Here is a 16871-nt window from a genome sequence, read left to right as displayed (position 1 = left end):
GATCCGTCCGATACGCTGCGGGCACGGCCTTTCAGGGCGGCGGAAGAGGGTGGCGGGTATGTCCAGTGGAGACCTCGATGCCCTGCTGCGGGTGACTTCCGCCACCTATCGCGGCGAGGTGCCGCCCGATGTGGCGTTCGGCACCTATGACGGCGCGGTCGGCCGTCTCGTGCTCGCGGTGAGCGGCAAGGGCATCGTGGCGTGCAGCTTCGAGGCGGAGGACACCGTCTTCGAGCTGGTCGTCCGGCATGTGGGCGCGTTCGTCGGGCCCGACCCCGGGCGGCTCGACCCGGTGCGCAGGGAGCTCGACGCCTACTTCTCCGGGCGCCTGCGGACCTTCGCCACGCCGGTCGACCTGTCCATCGCCACGACGTTCGCCCGCACGGTGCTGCAGAAGACGATGGCCGTGCCCTACGGGGAGACGGCGACCCTCGACGAGATCGGCGAGAGCATCGGCCGACCGCGCGCGCTGCGCGCGGTCGGCAACGCGCTCAACGCCAACCCCGTCTGCGTGGTCGTGCCGTGCCACCGGATCGTGCCAGGTGACGGCGAGCTCGGCGACTACGCGGGCGGCCAGGCCGCCAAGCGCCACCTCCTCAACATCGAGAAACGCTCACGGGCCTGACGTACGGACTCAGCGACGCGTGATCGACCCGCGCCTGGTCGCCCAGCCGATCGCCAGCGTCACCAGAGCCGCGACGAGAGCCGCGCCCAGGGCCCCGTTCATCCACGGCTGCCTGGTGAACCCGATGGCCGCGCGCACCGCCGCCCAGAGGCCATCCCACTGCGCGACCGTGGGCGTGGAGGTGGTCAGCCAGTAGGCCACGAAGCCGAGCGCCCAGGGCACCAGCATGGACCAGCGGGCGGGCGCGTCCTCGTCGGTGTTCCACCCCGAGGATCCGCCGAGCAGGAAGTAGTCGACCGCCAGCACCGCGAACATCGGCACGAACACCGCCCCGATCACCCCCAGGAACGCCCCGTACGAGTTCACGTCGACCACCAGCGCGATGGCGGTGGTCAGCACGCCGATGGCGATCGAGAAGACCCGCCGGTCGACGCGCGGCATGAGGTTCTGCAGGGACATGGTCGTGGAGTAGACGTTCGCGAACGACTGGTCGGCCTCCCGCAACACCAGGATCGCGAAGAACAGCGCGCCCAGCGGCACCGCGACGAACGCCCCGAACACGGCCGTGCCGTCGGCGGCCACCGCGGCGGACCCGGCGATGGCCACCGCGTAGACTCCCAGCCCCAGGCAGGCGACCTGCGCCAGCGTGTAGCCGCCGACCACGCCCGCGAAGGCCGCCCGGCTCGACCTGGAGTGCCGGGCGAAGTCGGCGGCGATCGGCACCCACGAGACCGACAGCGCGATGACGTAGTCGACCGCGGGCGCGAACGCCGTCCACGACCCGCCGCCCTGCGGCGGAGCCTTCGACAGGAACGCCACCGCGAACCAGACGAGCGAGATGATCACCCCGATGGTGACGTAGCGCCGCAGCAGCCGGACCGACCCGAGCGGCCAGATGGTCAGCGTCGTGGTCAGCACCCCCGCCAGTACCACCCACACCTGGTACGGCACCACGACGCCGAAGATGGCCATCGCGCCCTTGGCGATCACCCACAGCTCGAAGGCGCCCCACCCGATCATCTGGACGATGTTGAGCACGGTCGGGATGTAGGACAGCCGCGCCCCGAACAACCCGCGCAGCAGCACCATCGCCGGCCGCCCGGTCTGCGTTCCCGGGATGGCCGCCAGCCCCACCATGGCCGACCCGATCAGGCTGCCGACGAGCGCGGCGAGCAGGGCGGCGGCCAGGCTGAGCGGGCTCCCCTTGAGCGGGTCGAGCAGGAACAGCGCACCGCTGAACCCCAGCAGGCTCACGGCCAGGTTCGCCCACAGGGCCCCCTGGTCGAGCAGCCCGAGCGTCTTGGGGGGCGCCCCTTCGAGGGTCAGCGGGACTTCGTCGACGACATGCGTCATCTCACACTCCCTACGCCGGCATTACCCGGACAGGTTCATGCGGTCGGCGACAGGTCAGTCGCCCTCTCAGCCCGGTGCACCCCGAGCTCCCGCGGTTTGTGTAGTTGTCGAGCGGATTATGCCATCCGTCAGGCGACGAACGGTGGGCGCCCCGTCTCACTGACCATCGGGCGGCGCGCGCCCGCCCAGGACTCCATGCCGCCGTCGACGTTGACCGCCTCGCGCCCGAGCTGGTTGAGCCACGCCGCGACCTGGAACGACCGGCCGCCGACCCGGCAGACCACGTAGACGGTCCGGTCGCCCGGCACCTCCTCGACCCGCCCCTGGATCTGCGTCATCGGGATGTGCACCGCCTCGGGGGCGTGCCCGGCCACCCATTCGTCCTGTTCGCGCACGTCGAGCAGGTAGGCGTCGGCGGGAACGTCGCTTGCCGGAATCTCTGGAACCGTCATGCCTCCATCATCTCGCGTCGCTGGTCGTAGGCAGCACGCGCCGTGGCGATCTCCTGCCGGTGCTCCTCGGTCCAAGTGACCAAGCTCTTGATCGTCTGGTGCAGGGTCCGGCCGAGCGGCGTGAGCGCGTAGTCGACCCGGGGGGCACCACGGGGTGGACCGTGGTGCTCGCGCCCACGCTGACCCCCTGGCTGGTCCAGAGGTACGGCAACGCCCGGGTGATCTTCGGCGGCCTGCTGTCGGGGCTCGCGGCTTACGCCCTGTTCGTGGGGATCGGGATGGACTGGTCGTACGCGGCCATGCTGCCGTCGATGCTGCTGATCGGGCTGATGTTCGCCTTCGTGTACGGCCCGCTGACGATCGTCGCCACGGAGGGCATCGCGGAGGACGAGCAGGGCTTGGCCGGTGGGCTGCTGAACTCGGCCTTCCAGTTCGGCGCGGCGCTCGGGCTGTCGATGGTCACGGCCGTCAGCGTGGCGGCGCTCGGCGACGCGACCTCCCCCGAGGCCGGGCTGTCGGCCATCAGGACGACGCTCCTGGTGCCGCTGGCCGCCACGGCCGTCGCCGCCCTCATCATGGCCACCGGCCTACGCCGGCGCCCGCCCACCCCCGCAGCCGAGTCCGGGGAGGCCGACGAGCCCGTCACCATCAGCGCGTGACAAGGGCATCACTTCAGCAGGCGGGACAGGCGGCGGTCGGCCAGCGGCTTGCCGCCCGTCTGGCAGGTGGGGCAGTACTGGAGCGAGGAGTCCGCGAAGGACACCTCGCGGATCGTGTCGCCGCACACATCGCACGGCTGACCGGCGCGGTTGTGCACGCGAAGGCCGGACTTCTTCTCCGCCTTGAGGTCCTTGGCGGCCAGGCCGTGCGCCCGCTCGACCGCCTCGCGCAGCGTGGTGACGATGGCCTCGTGCAGGTCGGCGATCTGGGCGTCGGTGAGGGTCGAGGCGATCTTGAACGGTGACATCTTGGCCGCGTGCAGCACCTCGTCGGAGTAGGCGTTGCCGATGCCCGCGATGACCTTCTGATCGCGCAGCAGGCCCTTCACCTGGGTGCGGCTGCCGTTCAGGATGCCCTTGAGCGTGGCCACGGTGAAGGCGTCGTCGAGGGGGTCTGGGCCGAGGGCGGCGACACCCGGCACGTCATCCGGATTTTTCGTGACATAGACGGCTAGGCGCTTCTGCGTTCCCGCCTCGGTCAGCTCGAACCCGGGCGCCAGGCCCTCATCGTCGGGCGCCAGGCGTACCCGTACCGCCAGCGGGCCCTTGCCCGGACGGACCGGCTTCGCGCCCGAGAGGTCGTCGCGCCAGCGCAGCCACCCCGCGCGGGCCAGGTGGATGACCAGGTGCAGGCCGTCGCAGTCGAAGTCGAGGAACTTGCCGTGCCTGGCCACGCCCGTGATGGTCAGCCCGCCGAGCGCGGTGACCGGCGGATCGAACGTCTTGAGCGCCGAGAAGGCGACCACGTCGACGCCCAGGAGGGTGCGACCGACCGCCCGCTCGCGCAGGAAACCGGCGAGCGATTCCACTTCGGGGAGTTCCGGCATGCCACCAGGGTACGACGCGCCGTCGTCCACAGCCTGTGGATAACTATGGCACGTCCCAGAACGCCAGCTCGTGCGCCATTCCCTCGCGGAACAGCGCCTCCGCCCGTACGGGATCGGGATCGGCCTGGTCGATCATCTCGGCGATCCGCACGGTCAGCGCCGCGAAGCCGGGATCGGCGTACGTCTCCACCCACCTCCGATAGCGCGGCTCGGCGGGCAAATCCTCGGCCAACAACCGGCCAAGCGTCGAATATCCCCACATGCAGGGATAGAGCGCGGCAAGCCCTTCGCCATAGTCAGCAGCAGACTCCAGCAGGAACGCCGTGTAGGCCGCGCACGCCGGCCCCTTCCGCGCGCCTTCCAGATCCGCCCCGAACGAGGCCGACAGCTCCCGGTGCAGCCTCAGCTCGTCGTGGAAGGTCGTGTGCGCCAGGTCCACGAGATCGCCCAGATGCGCGGCCGGCGCCTGCCAGGCCAGCCGCGCGAACACCCGCACATAGTCCAGCAGGAACAGGTAGTCCTGCTCCAGCCACGACCGGAACACCGGCTCCGCCAGATCGCCGCGCCCGATGCCGACGACCGTGGGATGCGCGAGCTGCGCGTCGAGGAGGGGGCGCCCGGCCGCGTGCAACTTCTCGGAGATACCCATGAGCGGCAGGCTAGTGTCAGGGAATGAGTGTGACGATCGCGGAAGAACTCCTCTTGCTCGCCTACAGCGAGGAGGAGGGCAAGCAGCTCATCAGCGGCAGCCAACTCGATCCGGCGCTCGGCGGCGCGATCCTCGCGGAGCTGGCCATCAACGAGCGGGTGGCCCTGACCGGCAAGAAGGTGTCGGTCGAGGACGCCACGCCGCTGGGTGACGACGAACTCGACGCCGCGCTGGCCCGCATCGCGGAGGAGGGCAAGGAGCGCAAGCCCGACTGGTGGGTCCAGCGGCTCCACTCCACCAAGCTGCGCCGGCGCCTGCTCATCCGGCTCGCCGAGACGGGCGTGCTGGCCGAGGAGCGCGGCACGGTGCTCGGCATCTTCCCCACCACCCGCTGGCCGGAGGCCGACGGCAGCGTCGAGGCGGAGGTCAGGCGGCGCGTGAGCGGCGTGCTGGCCGGCGCCGAGCCCGACGGGCGCACCGCGGTGCTCATCGCCGTCATGCACGCCGCCAAGCTCGACCGCAAGGCGTTCCCCGGCGCGGACAAGGCCCGCATCGAGGAGATCGCCGAGGGCGACTGGGCGGGCGACGCGGTGGCCAAGACGATCGCCGCGATCAACTCGGTCATCGTCATCGCCGCCACCAGCGCCGCCATCGGCGCCGCCAGCACAGGAAGCTAGGTACCCCCAAGGGCCATACCCCTGCGACGGTCCGCCGTGGCAGGGGTGGGTCAGCCGGCGTCGAGGATCTCCTTCGGCACCGGCTTGTCCTGCTTGATCGCGTTGAACAGGGCGGTGGCCTTCTCCCTGTCCCACTTGACCGCGCTGCCGCCGCCCGCGATCTCGTTGCCGCCGAACGGCACGACCGTGGTCACCGGGCTGTCGCCCATGGCCAGGCCCAGCGAGAGCATGTCGAACGCGCCTGTGCTCGAATCGACGGCCACCGCGTCGGTGGCGCTCATGGCCAGCGGGATCGAGGTGAACGGGTTGATCAGCGTGCCGGGGCTGGCCGCCTTCTTCACGACCGCGCCGAGGAACTGGCGCTGCCGCTTGGTCCGCTCGAAGTCGGGCAGCGCGCCGCCCTTGCGGGTACGGACGTAGCCGAGCGCCTGGGCGCCGGTCAGCGTCTGGACGCCCTTCTTGAGCTTCAGCCCCGCCTTGGGGTCGTCGACCGCGGCGCGGACGTTGATCTCGACGCCGCCGACCGCGTCGACGATGTCCACGAACCCGGCGAAGCCGATCTCCATGTAGTTGTCGACGCGCACCCCGGTGACGGTCTCGATCGTCTGGGCGAGCAGTTTGGGGCCGCCGATGGCGTACGCGGCGTTGAGCTTGTTGCGGCCCTTGCCGGGGATGGTGACCGCCGAGTCGCGCGGCAGGCTGACGAGGGTCGGCTTGTCGCTGCCCGCGGGGATGTGCAGCAGCATCATCGAGTCGGTGCGCTGGCCGGCCGCCTTGCCGGTGGCGAGCTTCTTGCGGTCGGCCGCCGACAGGCCCTTGCGGCTGTCGGAGCCGACCAGCAGCCAGTTGGTACCCGGGGAGTCGGCCGGACGGCCCTGGTAGTCGTCGAGCACGCCGGGGATCCCGGTCAGCCGCGAGTCGATCCAGAAGAACAGGCCCACGGCCACCACGAGCAGCAGCGCCACCACGGCGGCGACGATCTTCAGGATGGTGCGGCCGTTGATCCGCCTGCGCGGCGGCTTGGGGCCCGACGGGGCCGCCTCCGCCTTGGGCGTGAACGGCTTGATCGGGCTGCCGCCTGAGCGCTCCCGGCCGTACACGCGCGAACCGCCGGCGCGCGGCGCGTCGGAGGGCGACTGGTGCGTTGGCGGCGCCTGCTGAGCCGGCGGAGGGACCTGCTGCGTCGACGGAATCCGATGCGCGGGGGCACCACCCGACCGCGGCCCGTCGCCGTTCCTGCCGGGCAGCGGGCGGCCATCGCCCGGCGAGCGCATGGCTCGCGTCCGGTCTTCCTCAGACACTTGGCCTCTTTCCCCTTCGGTTGTCATAGACGCTACGTCCAACCCCCCACCAGTGAAGACGTCTCGCCAAGGTTTTCCCACGGAAAAGTACGCAGAACTAGCGGAGGGTCACGTCGGAAACATTGCTGCCAACTGCATCGTTACGGTTTATGGACTTCCGCCATCGAAAGGATGATCGTGTCCGCCCCGGACCCTTGGAATATTCGCCCGTGCACACGCACGGGATCCCCTGATAGCTCACCTTTTCGGAGCTTGTCACGGTGAGCGCGTACCTCGGGCTACTCGCCCTCTTCCTGCTCACCGCCGCGACCGGCTACTTCGTCGCGCAGGAGTTCGCCTTCGTGGCCGCCGACCGGGGCCTCCTGCGCGAGCAGGCCGCCGCCGGCGACCAGGCCGCGGAGAAGGCCCTCCAGGTTACCTCCCGCCTGTCGTTCATGCTCTCCGGCGCGCAGCTCGGCATCACCGTCACCGCGCTGCTGGTCGGCTTCCTGGCCGAACCCGCCATAGCGACGATCGTTCGTCCGTGGCTGACGGACACCGGCATGCCCGACGGTGTCGTCACCGGCCTGTCCGTGGTCATCGGCGTGTTCGTCGCGACCGTCGTCCAGATGGTCCTCGGCGAGCTGGCGCCCAAGAACCTCGGCATCGCCAGGCCGGAGCCCGTCGCCAAGTTCCTCGCCGGATCGACGCTGGTCTACCTGGCCGTGGTCGGCCCGGTGGTCCGCTTGTTCGACTCTGCGGCCACGGGACTGCTCAGGCGCATCGGCATCGAACCCGTCGAGGAGGTGGAGCACGGCGCGACCCCTGAGGAGCTCTCGCGGATCATCGCCGAGTCCACCCTGGCGGGCGAGCTGCCCCCGCGCCTGTCGGAGCTGCTGGAGCGGGCGCTGGAGTTCGGCGACCGCAACGCGGAGGAGATCATGGTCCCGCGCCCGCGCGTGGTCGTGGTCCGCGACTCCCAGCCGATCTCCGACCTCGTGGAGGTCATACGCGAGTGCGGCCACTCCCGCTACCCGGTGCTCGGCGCCGACGGCGACGTGGTGGGCGTGACGGGCGTGCGCGAGCTGATCACCTCCGGTCTCGAAGACGGCCCGATCATCGGCATCACCCGTCCCGCGGTGCTGGTGCCCGACTCGCTGCCGCTGCCCGCCGTACTGGACCAGATGCGCTCGGCCAAGGACGACCTCGTCTGCGTGATCGACGAGTACGGCGACCTCGCCGGCGTCATCACCGTCGAGGACCTGGCGGAGGAGCTGGTCGGCGAGCTCATCGACGAGAACGACCCGGAGCCCGACGGCGCGGTCGAGCGGCCGGGCGGCATCTGGGAGGTGCCGGGCCGGTTCAGGCTCGACGAGGTCGAGCGGGCCACCGGCGTCTCGCTGCCCGAGAGCGACGACTACGACACGCTCGCCGGGCTGGTCCTCGCCAGGCTGGGGCGCATGCCGGAGCCCGGTGACATCGTGACCGTGCCCGTCGTTCCGGAGACGGACCCGTTCGCCGCGGACGAACAGGAGCACCAGGCCGAACTCACCGTCCTGTCCCTCAACCGCCGCGTGCCCGAATGGGTACGGCTGGCACCGGTTCAGCACGCGGAGGCCGTCCGATGACGATGATCCTGATCAGCCTGGCTCTGCTCCTGCTGAACGCGCTGTTCGTGGCGGCCGAGTTCGCCTTCGTCTCCGCCAAGCGGCACCGCCTGGAGGAGATGGCCGTCAACGGCAACCGCCTGGTGCGGATCGCCGCGAAGTCGGCGGTGGGCGGCGGCCGGCGACTGTCCCTGATGCTGGCCGGCGCCCAGCTCGGCATCACGCTCTGCACGCTGGGCCTGGGCCAGGTAACCGAGCCCGCGATCGAGCACTACCTGGAGCCGGTCTTCGCCGCCGTCGGCGTGCCCGAGTCGATGCGGATGCCGATCGCCCTGACCATCGCGCTGGCGTTGGTCACGTTCCTCCACATGGTGGTGGGCGAGATGGCGCCCAAGTCCTGGGCGCTGACCCACCCCGAGCGGGCCGCCCTGCTGCTGACGCTGCCCTTCCGCGGCTTCACGTCGCTGATGAGCCCACTTCTGTCGGCGCTCAACGGCCTGACCAACGTGATACTGCGCCTGTTCGGCGTAGTAGCACGTGACGAACTGGCCACCACCAGAACCCCACGCCAGCTCGCCATGCTCGTAGGAGAGTCGGGCCGGATGGGCCTCCTGGACAGGGAGGAGCATGACCTGCTCACCAGAGCCCTCCGCCTCCAGGCAGAAGGCATCGAGCGCCTCATGGTCCCCATCGACCAGGTGGTCACCGTGCCGGCCTCGGCCGACGCCGCGCGCATCAAGCAGGTGGCGGCGGAGAGCGGCCACCTACGCCTCCTGGTGGGCACTCCAGAGGACGTACAGGGCGTGCTGCATGCCCGAGACGCCCTCATCCACCCCAGCCGCGCAGCGGGCGACCTGGCCCGTCCGGTCTCCCGCCTGCCCTGCGTCACCCAGGTGCCCGAGGCGGTGACCGCACTCCAGGAGGCCCACGCCCACCTGGCGCTGGTCACGGGCCAGGGCGGCACGGTCATCGGGATGGTCAGCCTGACCGACCTGGTGGGCGAACTCCTCGACACCCGAGCAATGGCCGCCTAACCCCACTAGTGTGGGCAATAACACACGCCCGGCCGGAAAGCCATCCGAAAGCGATCTGCAACCGGCCGGGCGTACCGTTCCCAACGCCACCCACAAGGTTCCCAAAAACAAGAAGCCCCGCCCCTTGCGATCCGGGTCCTCTTTCGCCAGTGTGGGTCTGCCCGTACAGAAGACGAAGCCCCAAGCGCACGACGGGCGGTTAACGCAAAACCCGCCAGAAGAGCAGCACTACAGGCATTAACGCAAGGAACCGCCCGACGAGCACCACGGTCGGTCGGGTTAACGCGAGGATCTCGACCGGCGAGCACCACAGGCGGGTCGGGTTAACGCAAGGATCTCGACCGGCGAGCACCACAGGCGGGTCGGGTTAACGCAAGGATCTCGACCGATGAGCAACCACCAGCGGGTTTCCTGCTGGGGGTCCGGGGGTCGCCCCCCGGTGTAAACGACGAGGGGACCCGAGGGAAGCAAGCCCCCCGGGAGGGGGGCTGGCGACCATAGGGTCCCCGTCAACGAGTGGGCGAGGAGGGATTTGAACCCTCACGTCCTTTCGGACACACGGACCTGAACCGTGCGCGTCTGCCGTTCCGCCACCCGCCCTTGTGGGTGCGGAGAAACAGTAGCACGGAACAGCCGCTGGTACTGAACCCGGATACGATCGCATAAGACACGGGAGCGGAGGAGCTGGGCGCGACAGCCGACGAGCGCCGGGACCACCCGCGACGTGGGAGGAGCGGAGGCCAGGCGCGGTGCGCGTTTGGTGGCCGCGATCATATGCACGGAGGAAGGGAGGTACCCGGTGGGAGTCCTTCAGCGCTTCGAGCGAAGGCTCGAAGGCTTGGTTGAGGGGGCCTTTGCGCGGGCGTTCAAATCTGACCTTCAGCCGGTCGAGGTCGCCAGCGCGGTTCAGCGGGAGATGGATGAGCGTGCGGCGATCGTCGCTCAAGGTCGGACGCTCGTGCCCAACGACTTCGTGGTTGAACTGTCCACGACCGACAGCGAGCGGCTTGAGGTCTATGCCGACAGCATCAGCCACGAGCTGGCCAACCTCGCCAGGGAGTACGCCAAAGAACAGGGCTACTCCTTCGTGGGACCGGTCCGGGTTCGTTTCGAAACCGCCGCCGACCTGGCAGTGGGATTGTTCCGCATCAGGTCGGGAGTCATCCGCGGCGCCACGGTGGAGCAGGACGAGATTCGCCAGCCGGCGAGTGATCTGCCACCATCCAGGCCCAACGCGTTCAACGGGCGGCCCCGGCTGCTCGTGTCCACTCAGGACGATCCGCAGGGCGACCGCTCCTACGAGCTCACCACTCCGGTGACCTTGCTGGGCAGGGGCACCGACTGCGATCTTCGTCTCGTCGACCCCGGCGTCTCTCGCCACCACGCGGAGTTGCGCGTCGAGGGTCAGCTAGTCGCCCTAGTCGATCTCGGATCGACGAACGGCACGTTCGTCAATGGCCAGCCGGTACGCAGAGTCGAGCTCCAGAACGGCACGCGAGTGACCCTGGGGCGTACGACACTGGTGTTCCGGCGCGATTAGGGGTAGACAGACGGTCCATGTCCGAGCTCACGCTGCTGCTGATCCGGCTCGCCTTCCTGGCTGTGCTGTGGTTCTTCGTCATTGCCGCAGTCGGCGTGATCCGGACTGACTTGTTCGGATCACGTACGGCCCCCGCGGGTCCACGCAAGGGCATCAAGCCCACCAACCCGGCGGCTAAGCCGAAGAATAAGAAGGGCGAGCCACGCCAGCTCGTTGTGACGGGTGGCCCGCTGCAAGGCACCACCATTAATCTCACGGAGACGCCCATCACCATTGGCCGGGCTAACGACGCCACGCTGGTAGTCACCGACGACTACGCTTCCAGCCGGCATGCCCGGCTCTTCCCTCAGGACGGTCAGTGGATCGTGGAAGATCTCGGTTCGACCAACGGCACATACCTCGACCGCTCAAAAGTCACCCGCCCGACCCCGGTGCCGCTCGGTGTTCCGATCCGCGTCGGCAAGACAGTCATTGAATTGCGCAAATGACCATCGCACTCCGCTACGCCGCCCGCTCGGACGTCGGCCTCCTCCGCGAAGGGAACGAGGACTCGGCGTACGCGAGCGGCCGTCTGCTAGCCGTCGCAGACGGTATGGGCGGACACGCACACGGTGAAGTGGCGAGTTCTGTCGCCATCGCCGCAATGGCCTCTCTCGACGAGGCCCAGCAGGGTGGTGACCTGCTCAACGCCATCGAGGCAGCGGTACGCGACGCCAACCGCAAGCTGCACGAGATGGTGGGCCGGGACCCCAGCCTCAAGGGCATGGGCACCACACTGACCGCCATGCTCTGGAGCGGCACCTCGGTGGCCCTGGTGCACGTCGGCGACTCGCGCGCCTACCTGCTCAGACGCGGGGAGCTCTACCAGATCACCCACGACCACACGCTGGTGCAGCAGCTGGTCGACGACGGGCGCATCACGCCGGAGGAGGCCGCGACACATCCGCAGCGCTCGATCCTGCTGCGGGCACTCGACGGGAGCGGCGAGGTCGATCCCGACCTCACGTTGCGCGAGGCGCAGGTGGGTGACCGCTATCTCCTCTGCTCCGACGGCCTGTCCGGAGTGGTGAGCGCGGAGACCCTGCATGCCACGCTCACCAACATCGACGACCCGGAAGAGGTCGTGCGCCAGCTGATCGACCTGGCCAACAGGGGCGGCGGGCCCGACAACATCACCTGTGTCCTGGCCGACGTCCTGGAACTCACCGACGGGCAGCAGGCGCCCACCACCGAGTCGGCGACCGTCGGTGCGGCGGGCATGACCCGGCTGCGGTTCGAAGCGCACGACACCTCGCCGGGGCGGGCGGGCGCGGTGACCGCGCCCCAGCCGGTGCTCACCGACGACGACTTCGACGAGCCGGGCCCGCAGGCGGCCCGGCGGCCGGTCAAGCGGCGCCGGGCGTGGCCCATGCTGGTCTCGGTCCTGGGTGTGGCCGTCGTCGCCATTGGCGCCGGCGGCTATTTCGGCTGGCAGTGGACCCAGGACCAGTTCTTCGTCGGGGCCAAGGGCGACGAGGTGGTCGTGTTCCGTGGCATCCGCCAGGAGGTGGGGCCGTTCCAGTTCTTCTCGGTCGCCCAGCACACCGGCAAGCCGCTCTCCCAGCTCTCCGCACCCGACCAGGCACTGATCAAGGGCGGCATCGAGGTCACGACCTTGGCGGAGGGCATGACGAAGATCAACGGTTTCAAGGCCACCGCGGAGCCGACCGACCAGAAGGCCGCCACCCCGACCGCGACCGCCTCGCCCAGCGCGAGCGCGACGAAGACGAAGGCGAAACCGCAGTAGATGAGTGAAGTGGCGGAAGCCCCCGTCCTCATGCCGGCCAAGCGGCGTGGGGCCCAGCTGGCCATGCTCGCGTTCGCGGTCGTGATCGTGATGGGCGCCTATGCCAACGTCGGGCTAGCTCTCGACGGCGCGATCCCCTCGGGCATGCTGACCTACGGTCTGGGGCTGGGCGGATTCATGCTGGCCGCCTATCTGGTGCTGGCCAAGTTCGCGCCGTGGGCCGACCCCTTGATCCTCCCGCTGGTCACGGTGGTCAACGGCCTCGGCCTGGTGATGATCTACCGGCTCGAGGCCGCGGGCGCGAGAGGCGCGTCCGCCACCAACCAGCTGATCATGACCGGCGCGGGCGTGGTCCTGTTCGCCATCACGCTGATCGTGCTGCGCGACCATCGCACGCTGCAGCGCCTGACCTACACCGCGGGCTTCGCCGGGCTATTCCTGCTGATCTCCCCGCTGATTCCCGGGCTGGGCAAGAGCGTCAACGGCGCCACCATCTGGATCGGTTTCGGCCCCGCCATCATCCAGCCCGCGGAGCTGGCCAAGATCGCTCTGGTCATCTTCTTCGCCGGTTACCTCGTGGCCAAGCGCGACGTGCTGGCCCTGGCCGGACGCCGGCTGCTCTTCATCGACCTGCCCCGCGCCCGCGACCTCGGGCCGGTGCTCATCACCTGGGCGGTCAGCCTGGGCGTGCTCGTGCTGCAGAAGGACCTTGGCTCCTCGCTGCTGCTGTTCGGCACGTTCATCGTGATGCTGTACATCGCCACCCAGCGCACCTCCTGGGTGCTGATCGGCATCCTGCTGTTCGTCGGCGGCGCGTTCCTCGCCGGCCAGATCTTCGACCACGTGCACGCCCGCATCGAGGTCTGGCTCGACCCGGGAAACCCCGAGTTCTTCGACCGCGAGCTCGGTGGCAGCGCACAGCTCATGCAGGGCCTGTTCGCGATGGGCGCGGGCGGCATCCTCGGCACCGGCCTCGGCCAGGGTCACCCCTACCTCATCCCGCTGTCGTTCTCCGACTTCATCTTCCCCGCGACCGGCGAGGAACTCGGTCTGACCGGCCTGATGGCGCTGCTCATGGTCTACGCGCTGATCGTGCAGCGCGGGCTGCGCACCGCGCTCGCGGCCCGCGACCCCTACTCCAAGCTGCTGGCGGGCGGCTTGTCGTTCATCCTGGCCTGGCAGGTGTTCATCATCGTCGGCGGCGTGACGAACCTCATCCCCCTGACCGGTCTGGTCACCCCGTTCATGTCCCAGGGTGGCTCGGCGCTGCTGGCTAACTGGATCCTTATCGCACTATTGGTACGCATGTCAGACTCGGCACGGCGACCTCCGCCCCAGGCGATCCAGAACGAGGGAATGACGCAGGTGTTCCAGCGATGAACGGCACTCTGAAGCGTGCGGCCGTGGCCTGTCTGGCCATGTTCGCCCTTCTGATGATCAACGTGAACTACGTGCAGGCCGTACGTGCGGACCACTACAGCGAAGACTCCCGCAACCAGCGCAACTACTACGCGCGCTACGCCGTGGAGCGCGGTCGCATCACCGCCGGCGGCAAGGTGATCCTGGCGCAGTCAGTGGAGAAGAAGGACGGCGACTTCCGCTTTCTCAGGGAATACCCCGACGGCAAGCTCTACGCGCACATCACCGGCTTCTTCTCGCCGGAGAGCGCCTCGAACATCGAGCGTTCCGAGAACGCACTGCTCGACGGCTCCAGCTCCGACCTGCTGCTGCGCCGGAGCATCGACCTGTTCACCGGTGAGCCCACCAGGGGCGCCAACGTCGACGTGACGATCAACCCCAAGGCCCAGCGGGCGGCCTACGACGCGCTGCGCGAGAGCGGCAAGCGCGGCGCGGTCGTCGCGCTCGACCCGAAGACCGGGGCGATCCTGGCGATGGTGTCGCTGCCCACCTACGACCCGACTGAGCTGTCGGGCACCGACAAGGGCAAGGTCTTCCCCCTTTACGACAAGCTGGCCAAGGACAAGGGCCAGCCGCTCCTCAACCGCAACATCGACCGCACCTACCCGCCCGGCTCCACGTTCAAGGTGGTGACCGCGGCGGCCTACCTCGAAGACGACTCCAGCCGCGGCCCCCAGACGGTCGTGGACGCCCCGCAGGTGCTCCAGCTGCCCAACACCACTGCCAGCCTGCCCAACTACGGTGGCGCGGCCTGCGGCTCCGGACAGGTCCCGCTGGTCTACGCGCTGGAGAAGTCCTGCAACACGCCGTTCGGCAAGATCGGTATGGAGCTCGGCTACGACAAGATGCAGGAGCAGGCGAAGAAGTTCGGCATGGGCGAGCAGATCGGCATCCCGATGTCCGTGGCCCAGAGCAGTTTCGGCCAGAAGGAGGACCAGGCGGCACTCGCCCAGGCCTCCATCGGCCAGCGCAGCAACCAGATGACGCCGCTGCAGATGGCCATGATCGCCGCGGGCATCGCCAACGACGGCAAGGTCATGAAGCCGTACCTGGTCAACAAGATCACTGACTCGAAGGGCGACTCGGTCGAGGACGCCAAGCCGGAGGAGCTGACGGAGGCGGTCAGCTCCGAGACGGCGGGCAAGCTGCGCGAGATGATGGTCAGCGTCGTCAACAACGGCACCGCCAACCTGGCGCAGATCCCCGGCGTCGACGTGGCGGGCAAGACCGGCACGGCCGAGACGTCCAACGGTCAGCCGCCGCACGCCTGGTTCATCAGCTTCGCACCGGCCAACGACCCGAAGGTCGCGGTCGCGATCATCGTCGAGTCGGGCGCGGCCAACGTCGGCGCCGAGGCGACGGGCGGCCACACCGCCGCGCCGATCGGCAAAGCCGTGATGGAGGCGGTGCTGAACAAGTGATGACCGCTACTCTGCTGGATCATGCGGCTCGGTAACCGCTACCTCTTGCTCTCCCGCATCGCCTCGGGCGGTATGGGGGACGTCTGGCGTGCTCGCGACGAGTTGCTCGGCCGTGAGGTCGCCGTCAAGGTGCTGCGCAGCCACATCCAGGACGACCAGTCCTTCCGCGGCCGCTTCCGCAACGAGGCCAGGATCACCGCCGCGCTGGCCGACCCGGGCATCGCGCAGATCTTCGACTACGGCGAGCAGCGCGACCTGGCCTACCTGGTGATGGAGCTGGTGCACGGCGAGCCGCTGTCCGCCATCCTGACCCGCAACGGCTCGCTCATGCCCGAGGTGACGCTCGACGTCGTGCACCAGACGGCCAAGGCGCTGCACGCCGCCCACTCGGCGGGGGTCATCCACCGCGACATCAAGCCGGGCAACCTGCTCGTCACGCCCGAGGGCACCATCAAGGTGACCGACTTCGGCATCGCCCGCGCCATAGAGTCGGCTCCGGTGACGCTGACCGGTACCGTGCTCGGCACGGCCCAATACGTCAGCCCGGAGCAGGCGCAGGGTCTACCTCTCACTCCGTCGACCGACCTCTACTCGCTGGGCGTGGTGGCCTACGAGTGCCTGTCGGGGCGCACGCCGTTCCAGGCCGAGGGTCCGGTGGCCATCGCGCTCATGCACCTCAACGAGCCGCCGTCGCCGCTCGGCGTCGACGTGCCCGCGGCGGTGCGCGAGCTGGTCATGGTGCTGCTGTCCAAGGATCCGCGGCAGCGGCCCGCATCGGCCATGGAGGTCGCCGACCGCTCCCAGCGGCTGCGCCAGTCCCTGGCCGCCAACAAGTCGGGTGCCGAGCTCAGCATGCTCACCGATCCGGCGGGCTTCCGCGTACGCCAGCAGGCGGAGGGCTCCCGGAGACAGCCGCAGCAGGAGGGCTTCCAGGAGTGGCGGCAGGGAGAGGGGTCGGTCACCGACGACCTCGCCGCGCCGACGGCCACGACGTTGCGCTCGCCGTCCCCCGGCTCGATCACCGGGCGGCCCGCCGGTCCGGCGCCCGCCAGGCCCCGGCGCCGCAGGGGCAGGCTGACGCTGGCGCTGTTCGCCAGCGCGGGCTGCGCCGCCGCCGTCGGGCTCAGCGCCTTCACTTACATGGACCGCGACGCGGTGCCCGACCCGCCCAGCGTCGCCGACCCGTCGGAGTCGGTGAGCGTGACTCCGATATGGAAGCCGTCCCGGGCCAAGACGCCTCACACACGCCGACCTCCCGTCGTTACGGGGAAGTCGAAGCGGCCGGTACCCTCACGTTCGGCTACGGTAAGCGTGACGGCAATTCCAACCAGGAAGCCAACCCCCAAGTCCACCCCGACAACCCGTACCCCGACTCCCACGCCGACCCCCAGGCCCACCACTACACCGACAACTCCGACACCAAGTGCTTCGCCTGACCCGGGTGTCACAAACCCGCCGAAGGAGGAGACGTGATGCGCCACG

The 16871-nt window shown here is 69.3% G+C and carries 16 protein-coding genes, 1 tRNA gene and 1 riboswitch; of the genes, 11 read left to right on the top strand and 6 right to left on the bottom strand.

Going from position 1 to position 16871, the window contains the following annotated elements; all coding sequences use genetic code 11:
• The first annotated feature begins 58 nt into the window (after positions 1-58).
• The gene (locus LDL49_RS48795; protein ID WP_225301792.1) at positions 59-625 is read left to right on the top strand and encodes a methylated-DNA--[protein]-cysteine S-methyltransferase; all 567 of its coding nucleotides are present in this window, start codon (positions 59-61) and stop codon (positions 623-625) included.
• A gap of 9 nt (positions 626-634) precedes the next feature.
• Here LDL49_RS48795 and LDL49_RS48790 read toward each other — a convergent pair whose 3' ends face one another.
• On the bottom strand, positions 635-1978 hold the full coding sequence (locus LDL49_RS48790) for a purine-cytosine permease family protein (protein ID WP_225301791.1): 1344 nt from the start codon (positions 1976-1978) through the stop codon (positions 635-637).
• A riboswitch (TPP riboswitch) is annotated at positions 1969-2081 on the bottom strand. (Overlaps the previous gene by 10 nt.)
• 25 nt (positions 2082-2106) lie before the next feature.
• On the bottom strand, positions 2107-2430 hold the full coding sequence (locus tag LDL49_RS48785; RefSeq protein WP_225301790.1) for a rhodanese-like domain-containing protein: 324 nt from the start codon (positions 2428-2430) through the stop codon (positions 2107-2109).
• A 98-nt stretch (positions 2431-2528) separates the two neighbouring features.
• On the opposite strand from LDL49_RS48785, the gene LDL49_RS48780 reads away from it, so the two are divergent.
• Entirely contained in the window at positions 2529-3089 is a 561-nt protein-coding gene (locus LDL49_RS48780) for an MFS transporter (protein WP_225301789.1), read from the top strand.
• Between the two features lie 8 nt (positions 3090-3097).
• Here the strand turns inward: LDL49_RS48780 and LDL49_RS48775 are convergent, their stop codons facing one another.
• Both LDL49_RS48775 and LDL49_RS48770 read right to left on the bottom strand, forming a co-directional pair.
• Complete coding sequence (locus tag LDL49_RS48775) at positions 3098-3976, bottom strand: Fpg/Nei family DNA glycosylase (protein WP_225301788.1); 879 nt, start codon at positions 3974-3976, stop codon at positions 3098-3100.
• Between the two features lie 43 nt (positions 3977-4019).
• Positions 4020-4625 (bottom strand): TenA family protein, encoded by a 606-nt coding sequence (locus LDL49_RS48770; protein ID WP_225301787.1) that lies wholly within the window; start codon positions 4623-4625, stop codon positions 4020-4022.
• A gap of 23 nt (positions 4626-4648) precedes the next feature.
• Here LDL49_RS48770 and LDL49_RS48765 point away from each other — a divergent pair, with 23 nt between their 5' ends.
• Positions 4649-5302 (top strand): GOLPH3/VPS74 family protein, encoded by a 654-nt coding sequence (locus tag LDL49_RS48765; RefSeq protein WP_225301786.1) that lies wholly within the window; start codon positions 4649-4651, stop codon positions 5300-5302.
• 50 nt (positions 5303-5352) lie between these two features.
• On the opposite strand, the gene LDL49_RS48760 is transcribed toward LDL49_RS48765, so the two are convergent.
• Positions 5353-6603: an LCP family protein gene (locus tag LDL49_RS48760; RefSeq protein WP_225301785.1), complete on the bottom strand. Its 1251-nt coding sequence runs from the start codon at positions 6601-6603 to the stop codon at positions 5353-5355.
• Positions 6604-6863: 260 nt separating this feature from the next.
• On the opposite strand from LDL49_RS48760, the gene LDL49_RS48755 reads away from it, so the two are divergent.
• Together LDL49_RS48755 and LDL49_RS48750 are read left to right on the top strand one after the other, a co-directional pair.
• Entirely contained in the window at positions 6864-8210 is a 1347-nt protein-coding gene (locus LDL49_RS48755) for a hemolysin family protein (RefSeq protein WP_225301784.1), read from the top strand.
• Positions 8207-9223 (top strand): hemolysin family protein, encoded by a 1017-nt coding sequence (locus LDL49_RS48750; RefSeq protein WP_225301782.1) that lies wholly within the window; start codon positions 8207-8209, stop codon positions 9221-9223. Before LDL49_RS48755 ends, LDL49_RS48750 begins: the two co-directional genes overlap by 4 nt.
• Before the next feature lie 517 nt (positions 9224-9740).
• Here LDL49_RS48750 and LDL49_RS48745 read toward each other — a convergent pair.
• Positions 9741-9823 (bottom strand) — tRNA-Leu (locus tag LDL49_RS48745).
• A gap of 199 nt (positions 9824-10022) precedes the next feature.
• Here LDL49_RS48745 and LDL49_RS48740 point away from each other — a divergent pair.
• From LDL49_RS48740 to LDL49_RS48715, 6 genes are read left to right on the top strand one after another with little or no spacing between them, the layout of a single operon-like run.
• The gene (locus LDL49_RS48740; protein WP_214635378.1) at positions 10023-10763 is read left to right on the top strand and encodes an FHA domain-containing protein; all 741 of its coding nucleotides are present in this window, start codon (positions 10023-10025) and stop codon (positions 10761-10763) included.
• A gap of 17 nt (positions 10764-10780) precedes the next feature.
• Positions 10781-11251, top strand: coding sequence for an FHA domain-containing protein FhaB/FipA (locus tag LDL49_RS48735; protein WP_225301781.1), 471 nt, complete (start codon positions 10781-10783; stop codon positions 11249-11251).
• Positions 11248-12549: a Stp1/IreP family PP2C-type Ser/Thr phosphatase gene (locus LDL49_RS48730; protein WP_225301780.1), complete on the top strand. Its 1302-nt coding sequence runs from the start codon at positions 11248-11250 to the stop codon at positions 12547-12549. Before LDL49_RS48735 ends, LDL49_RS48730 begins: the two co-directional genes overlap by 4 nt.
• Positions 12550-13929, top strand: a complete 1380-nt coding sequence (locus LDL49_RS48725; protein ID WP_225301779.1) for an FtsW/RodA/SpoVE family cell cycle protein — start codon at positions 12550-12552, stop codon at positions 13927-13929.
• Positions 13926-15389, top strand: a complete 1464-nt coding sequence (locus LDL49_RS48720; protein ID WP_225301778.1) for a peptidoglycan D,D-transpeptidase FtsI family protein — start codon at positions 13926-13928, stop codon at positions 15387-15389. The genes LDL49_RS48725 and LDL49_RS48720 overlap by 4 nt, the downstream gene beginning before the upstream one ends.
• Before the next feature lie 21 nt (positions 15390-15410).
• Positions 15411-16862, top strand: coding sequence for a serine/threonine-protein kinase (locus LDL49_RS48715; protein ID WP_225301776.1), 1452 nt, complete (start codon positions 15411-15413; stop codon positions 16860-16862).
• Positions 16863-16871: the final 9 nt, after the last annotated feature.

It is taken from the genome of Nonomuraea aurantiaca, assembly GCF_020215705.1.
Classification (GTDB): domain Bacteria; phylum Actinomycetota; class Actinomycetes; order Streptosporangiales; family Streptosporangiaceae; genus Nonomuraea; species Nonomuraea aurantiaca.
The sequence above is the reverse complement of the archived record's forward strand: the minus strand, read 5'-3'. Positions and strand labels throughout refer to the sequence as shown.

Excerpts from the sequence above, each read along its gene's own strand:
- LDL49_RS48795 (WP_225301792.1), top strand. The coding sequence starts at position 59 with ATGTCCAGTGGAGACCTCGATGCCCTGCTGCGGGTGACTTCCGCCACC.
- LDL49_RS48790 (WP_225301791.1), bottom strand. The coding sequence starts at position 1,978 with ATGACGCATGTCGTCGACGAAGTCCCGCTGACCCTCGAAGGGGCGCCC.
- LDL49_RS48785 (WP_225301790.1), bottom strand. The coding sequence starts at position 2,430 with ATGACGGTTCCAGAGATTCCGGCAAGCGACGTTCCCGCCGACGCCTAC.
- LDL49_RS48775 (WP_225301788.1), bottom strand. The coding sequence starts at position 3,976 with ATGCCGGAACTCCCCGAAGTGGAATCGCTCGCCGGTTTCCTGCGCGAG.
- LDL49_RS48770 (WP_225301787.1), bottom strand. The coding sequence starts at position 4,625 with ATGGGTATCTCCGAGAAGTTGCACGCGGCCGGGCGCCCCCTCCTCGAC.
- LDL49_RS48765 (WP_225301786.1), top strand. The coding sequence starts at position 4,649 with ATGAGTGTGACGATCGCGGAAGAACTCCTCTTGCTCGCCTACAGCGAG.
- LDL49_RS48750 (WP_225301782.1), top strand. The coding sequence starts at position 8,207 with ATGACGATGATCCTGATCAGCCTGGCTCTGCTCCTGCTGAACGCGCTG.
- LDL49_RS48735 (WP_225301781.1), top strand. The coding sequence starts at position 10,781 with ATGTCCGAGCTCACGCTGCTGCTGATCCGGCTCGCCTTCCTGGCTGTG.
- LDL49_RS48730 (WP_225301780.1), top strand. The coding sequence starts at position 11,248 with ATGACCATCGCACTCCGCTACGCCGCCCGCTCGGACGTCGGCCTCCTC.
- LDL49_RS48725 (WP_225301779.1), top strand. The coding sequence starts at position 12,550 with ATGAGTGAAGTGGCGGAAGCCCCCGTCCTCATGCCGGCCAAGCGGCGT.
- LDL49_RS48720 (WP_225301778.1), top strand. The coding sequence starts at position 13,926 with ATGAACGGCACTCTGAAGCGTGCGGCCGTGGCCTGTCTGGCCATGTTC.
- LDL49_RS48715 (WP_225301776.1), top strand. The coding sequence starts at position 15,411 with ATGCGGCTCGGTAACCGCTACCTCTTGCTCTCCCGCATCGCCTCGGGC.